At 44.1% G+C, this 6276-nt stretch carries 4 protein-coding genes; 2 read left to right on the top strand and 2 right to left on the bottom strand.

The window, feature by feature from the left end; genetic code table 11:
• Positions 1 to 550 precede the first annotated feature (550 nt).
• A complete protein-coding gene (locus HWQ37_RS12530) occupies positions 551 to 2818 on the bottom strand; it encodes a RelA/SpoT family protein (RefSeq protein WP_292747697.1) in 2268 nt (755 codons plus the stop codon).
• Positions 2819 to 3143: 325 nt separating this feature from the next.
• Between HWQ37_RS12530 and patD the strand changes: the two genes are divergently transcribed.
• Positions 3144 to 3497 carry a heterocyst frequency control protein PatD gene (gene patD, locus HWQ37_RS12525; protein ID WP_292747695.1) on the top strand — a complete coding sequence of 118 codons (354 nt, stop codon included), beginning with the start codon at positions 3144 to 3146 and terminating at the stop codon, positions 3495 to 3497.
• A gap of 292 nt (positions 3498 to 3789) precedes the next feature.
• Here patD and HWQ37_RS12520 read toward each other — a convergent pair whose 3' ends face one another.
• Positions 3790 to 4386, bottom strand: coding sequence for a TetR/AcrR family transcriptional regulator (locus tag HWQ37_RS12520; RefSeq protein WP_292747692.1), 597 nt, complete (start codon positions 4384 to 4386; stop codon positions 3790 to 3792).
• A gap of 298 nt (positions 4387 to 4684) precedes the next feature.
• On the opposite strand from HWQ37_RS12520, the gene HWQ37_RS12515 reads away from it, so the two are divergent.
• Complete coding sequence (locus tag HWQ37_RS12515; protein ID WP_292747689.1) at positions 4685 to 6274, top strand: DHA2 family efflux MFS transporter permease subunit; 1590 nt, start codon at positions 4685 to 4687, stop codon at positions 6272 to 6274.
• Positions 6275 to 6276: the final 2 nt, after the last annotated feature.

Raw genomic sequence — 6276 nt, 5'->3', positions numbered from 1 at the left:
ATATTGGATAATTCTTTCTACTTCTGTGTGATATTGACTAACCAGAAGTTTGGACATACTTTATCAAACTTTTATAAATTTAAAGTATGTCAAAGTTAGCTGCTGTATCACCTAGAGAACATCAGGATATCTAACTAATAAAAATTAAAGTTGTTTTGAGATGTCCGTAAAAACTAAGAGACGCGATTAATCGCGTCTCTGCAAAAGATATATATATAACAATACGTTTGGTGTTAGAGGTTGTTTGAAAAGTGGTTGGCTGTGATTTTAGGCAATTATTGATCCCCCCTTAAAAAGAGCTACGGTGTACACATAAGTCGAATTACCCCCCTTAATCCCCCCTTGTAAAGGGGGGAAACCGGAAAATCTAGTTCCCTCCCCTTGGAAAGGGGAGGGTTAGGGTGGGGTAAAACCCAGATTCATCAGGTATTTCAGACTTGTGTGTACACCGTAGCCTTTATAAGGGGAGGGTTAGGGAGGGGTAAAACTTACGCTTAAACCTAGATGAGTAAACTGCTTAATTCTTCCCTCACCCTACCAATCAAGACACCTACTCGTCAATTTGACCAACGCGGCGGATATTCAAAATGTCGCTCATTTTCTTAATTTGGACGAACACTTGCTCTAATTGAAAGCGATCGCGTATATCTATTCCTAAGTCCATCAATGCAGGTTGACCAATAGAGGTTTTCACCTGGGCATGGCGGACGTTGATCCCTTGGTCACTCAAGCGTGACAAAATATCCTTTAGTACCCCTACACGATCCAGGGCTTCAATTTGAACATCTACTGGGTACGTATGCGGACGGCCACTACTTTCAGCGCTTGGGTTCCACCTAACTGGCACTAAGCGTTCATACTCCACAGTCTCCAGATTATGGCAGCCTTGGCGATGAATTGAAATCCCCCTACCTCGCGTCACCACACCAATAATCGGTTCGCCAGGAATCGGGGTACAACACCCAGCTAAATAATACATCAACCCTTCCACCCCAACAATTGGCGAATCAGTGGAGCGAGAAGTACTTGGAGGCGCATCTCGCAAAGCTTTTGAACTTGGTTCTTTGGGGATAAATGGCGACACATTGGCAACTGGTTGTTGTCCCTTGGCTACTTCTCGCCAGCGATTTAGCACTAGGTTCAACGTAATTTCTCCGTAACCCAAACCAGCGAGTAAATCTTCTACGCTGTGGTAATTACACTTTTCGGCGACAATCTGCATCGCATCCGACTTTAGCAAACTATCAAAACCAGTTTTACCAAGTTCCTTTTCTAACAATTCCCGTCCACGGGCGACATTTTCTTCTCGGCGCGATCGCTTGTACCATTGTTTTATGCGATATTTTGCCGCCGAAGTCCTAACAAAGTTCAACCAATCCAAGCTCGGATGGCAGTTCTTTTGAGTCAGAACCTCTACAATATCGCCATTGGAAAGCCGCGTTGACAGTGGCACCATTCGCCCATTCACTCGCGCCCCTGAACAGTGGTTTCCCACTTCTGTATGAATGCGATAAGCAAAATCTACAGTGGTAGCACCGGGACTTAAAGGCACAACATCCCCCTTTGGGGTGAAGACATAGACATCATCTTCAAATAAATTATCTTTGACGCTATCAAGATATTCTTGTGCATCCTTGAGATCGGTTTGCCATTCCAACAGTTGCCGCAGCCAAGTAAACTTGTCATCTGTCCCTGTCAAATGGCTAATGCTAGAACCACCTGTTTCTTTATACTTCCAATGGGCGGCAATCCCATACTCAGCAATATGATGCATTTCGATTGTCCGAATTTGCACCTCTAAAGGACGACCGGTTAATCCAATCACCCCAGTATGCAATGACTGGTAACGGTTAGGCTTTGGTAGTCCAATATAGTCTTTAAATCTGCCAGGAATTGGGCGAAAAGCATCATGAACTACCGCCAGCGCCCGATAGCAATCCTGATTGGTTTGAACAATTATTCGCAGCGCCGCCAAATCGTAAATTTCATGAAATTCCTTTTGCTGGCGGTGCATTTTTTGATAAATGCTATAAAGGTGCTTGGGACGACCACTAATATCCTGAAAGTGGATGCCGGTTTGCTGCAAACGTTCTCGCAAAATGTCTGTAGCTTTGGCTAATTTCTCTTCTCGCGCCGTCCGTTTTTCAGAAACATACTCTTGCATTTGCCGAAAAGCTTCCGGTTCCAAATACTTAAAAGCCAAATCTTCCAGTTCCCATTTAATCCGCCAAATCCCTAAGCGATTGGCTAAGGGTGCAAATATATCTCGCGTTTCTTGGGCGCTGCGGCGGCGGCTGGCCTCTGACATATATTGTAAAGTTCGCATATTATGCAAACGATCTGCCAATTTCACTACAATCACCCGAATATCTTGCGCCATTGCCAAAAACATCCGCCGGAAGTTTTCGGCTTGGCTTTCGGTTTTGCTGGTGAAATTGATTTTAGAAAGCTTGGTGACACCTTCGACCAATTGTCGTACTTCTGGGCCAAAGCGTTCTTCTATTTCTTGACTTGTAACTTCTGTATCTTCAACGACATCATGGAGAAATCCAGCTGCTATCATAGCAGCACTGCCTCCCAAGTCACGCAACAAGTCGGCTACAGCAATGGGATGAGCAATGTATGGTTCTCCCGATTTGCGGTATTGGCCTTCATGCAATTGGTAAGCAAATTCAAATGCTCGACCAATTAAGACTGTATCATTATGCCTTCGGTCATCTTCCCCTGAGCCGCTACTTGTCGATGACTCCTTCAAACATTTTTTTAACCATTCGGGAATGGCAAGGTCAACTGATGAATTTATCGCTATACTGCTCATACAATTGGGTTTAGAAAGGATCGGTAGATAAGTGAATGATAAATAAAACTAGCAGCATCGCCCTGAAAAGATGCTGTTGCCCAAAGACGGGTGGAAGAAGCAGTGTAAGGATGATTTTCCAATTGCAATAGCGTAGCCTTTGGGACGCTGGAACGTCTGGTAGTCATCCATTTTGAGTTTCAAGGATCGTTAAAGAAAGAAAATCCATTGATGGCAAACAAAGCCTCAAATCACGATTTGAGGCTTTTAGTGGTGATAAGTCTTTAAGAAAGTTTATTGTATAAGAAAAATTACTTGACATTAATACTATCTTAACTAGCACTGGATGTCTTTAAACTGTGAGAAATATGTGGCATTCGTAACTTTATTAGAGCAATTACGCTCCGATGCCACAACTACCCAAATTCTTGTGCCAGAACTGCGGCGGCGTGTAGCCATGTTGCAGCAGTTTTTTGGGCAACAGATTGTGCCTTTGGCTGATGAAAACTGGCGAGTGCAGTCTTATCAAACGGAGATGAGCAAGCAATTGCGCCTGTTGGAAATAGATGTGATGTTTTTCCAAGGAGCGCGGCAAGCATCTACTATACAAACGAGACTTCAAACGATTTGCGATCGCTTGACAACCCTCATTCAATACTGTGATGCTATTATGCAACCAGAAGCGGAAGGAGAAAAATAACAATTGTCCACCTTTTTCTCTATCATCTCATTTATGAACTATAATGGAAAGTTATTTTAGCAACAAGTTGGGCATTGGGGCGTGTTTTCAAACCCTTCTTGAAGCACCTGAATCTTTGAGATCCCCCCAACCCCCCTTAAAAAGGGGGGCTTTTAGAGTTTCTTTTCCCCCCTTTTTAAGGGGGGTTAGGGGGGATCTTCTAGTTTGAAAACAGTCACTAGGGATTGGGGACTGGGGAGTTAGAAGTTTTTAAGAATTCTTCGCCCATTCCCTACTCCCTACTCCCCATGCCCTATGCCCCATTCCCAATACCTTTGAGGAGAAGATTCATGGTGCGGCGCATATATGCTTCTACAGGCTCAGTTGTGGGTTTGAAGATCAATGCATAATATAGTGACCCGCTCACAAGGTCAATAATTAGGTCTACGTCTGCATTATTCTGAATTTCGCCTCTAGACTTGGCACGCTCAAGTACTTTAGAAAAGGCTTCGCGTCGGAGTTTTGTATATTTTGTCCAATAGACCTCTGCAAACTGAGGATTGCTAGACGCTGTACTAATTATCAGTGCTAGTGTCTGACGACCAAGGGGACTATCTATTTTTTTGGCGGCATTATTAATCAGGATATCCATGTCTCCCCAAAAGCTACTTGTATCGGGGATCGCTACATCATCTCTGAGACTTTCGATCGCGTCTGCAACTAGTTCTTCTTTGGAAGTATAACGCCGATAGATGGTTGTTTTACCAACTCCAGCACGAGAAGCGATCGCTTCTATGCTCATATTCTCATACCCTACCTCTGCAAGCAAGTCTAAGGTCGCTTGCAAAATAGCTTGGTCGGCGTGGATGCTGCGTGGTCTTCCAGAAGTGCTGTTGATTTGCTTACTCATAAAAATATTATCCCCAAGCAATATCTTTTTGGACATTTACTCTACTGTTGGGCATAGAACATAGCTTCTGGGAAGCAAATAAGCCTTATAACCCAATTTTCATGCACGAAAACAGCAGCAATGACCATCCATCTTTAGCATAGGTATTTCTGCCGCTTTTCAGGAAGAACTCCCTTGACCATTTTTATATGATACGCTACCGTAGCGTATGTATACAAAATTTAATTTTAGCTTTGGTGTCAGCGTAGGCTAACCGAGGCATGGTTTGACATCTCCCAAATATTATTTGTGCTAAATAATGGCTACCAACATTAAACCTTCTAGTTTTGACCAATTTGGTTATGTCCACGGGCCATTGAAGTGGGCGATCGCATTTACGGCTTCTCTGGGTGCAATACTAGAAGTAATTGATACTAGTATTGTCAACGTAGCTCTGACAGATATTCAAGCTAGTTTGGGTTCAACTATCAGTGAAGTGGGTTGGGTAGTTAGCGGATATGCGATCGCTAACGTCGTCTTAATTCCCTTATCTGCATGGTTGGGAGATTACTTTGGGCGTAAAACCTACTTTATTTTCTCGCTGATTGGTTTTACGATTTCCTCTGTTTTATGTGGGCTATCCTTCAATCTACCGATGTTGATCGCGGCGCGAATTCTCCAAGGTTTATGCGGTGGCGGATTGCTAGCGAAAGCCCAGGCGATTTTGTTCGAGACTTTTCCCCCAGCTGAACAAGGTTTAGCTCAAGCAGTTTTTGGCGTGGGTGTGATTGCTGGCCCGGCAATTGGCCCAACATTAGGAGGATTTTTAGTAGATGGTTTAGGCTGGCGCTGGATTTTCTTTGTCAACATTCCCTTTGGGATCATTGCAGTAGCGATGTCTTTGGCATTTTTACCAAAAAATAAGGATAAGGGCGATACCAAAAACCAAGCTGTTGATTGGTGGGGAATTGGGTTTTTAATCGTGGCTGTGGGTAGCATACAAACTGTATTAGAAGAAGGGGAAACAGACGACTGGTTTTCTTCTAGTTTCATCGTTACTTTGGCGATCGTCGGTATTATCGGCTTGGGGTTGTTTATTTGGCGAGAACTGAAAACAGATCACCCGGCTGTGGATTTAAGAGTTTTGCGTCACCGTTCTTTAGCTGCGGGAAGCGTTCTCTCAGCAGTGGTGGGTATGGGGCTTTATGGCGCACTCTTTGCTGTGCCGATATTTGCTCAAAGCGTGCTGCAATTTACGGCAACACAAACAGGACTATTGTTAGCACCTGGGGCTTTAGCATCTGCGATCGGGATGATTTTATTAGGCAAGCTGACTAGTATAGTTGATGCCCGATTTTTAATTGCGATCGGCGCTGTCGGCTCATCTGGAGTCATGTTTCAATTGGCAGCAATTACCCCACAAAGCGGCACAGACGATTTATTTTGGCCATTGGTATGGCGCGGGGCTTTTACTGTATTTATGTTTCTCCCTTTGAGTTTGGCCGTTTTAGGGCCGCTACCCAAAAAAGATATTTCCGCCGGTTCTGGTTTCTACAACCTAACTCGACAACTAGGTGGCAGTATCGGCATTGCCCTACTTACAACTCTGCTTGACCGCAGACAGACTTTTCATCGAGATATCCTGTTAGCAAAACTTAGCCCTTATGACCCAGAAACCAATCAGCGTCTCGACTTGCTCAATGGGGCACTTCAAAATCAAGGTATGGATGCGGCAACAGCACAACAACAAGCACTAGCTTTATTGAGTCAAACAGTAGATACTCAAGCTGCTGTTTTGTCTTACGCAGATTGCTTTCGAGTCGTAGGCATAGGGTTTCTTTGCTCATTACCCCTATTATTATTCCTGGGTAAAGGGGGTGCAGGAGTCAAAGCACCAGTCGGTCACTAGGG

This window comes from Nostoc sp. NMS4 (assembly GCF_017115095.1).
Taxonomy (GTDB): domain Bacteria; phylum Cyanobacteriota; class Cyanobacteriia; order Cyanobacteriales; family Nostocaceae; genus Nostoc.
Note: the sequence above shows the minus strand (reverse complement) of the source record. Positions and strands in the feature narration are given on the sequence as shown.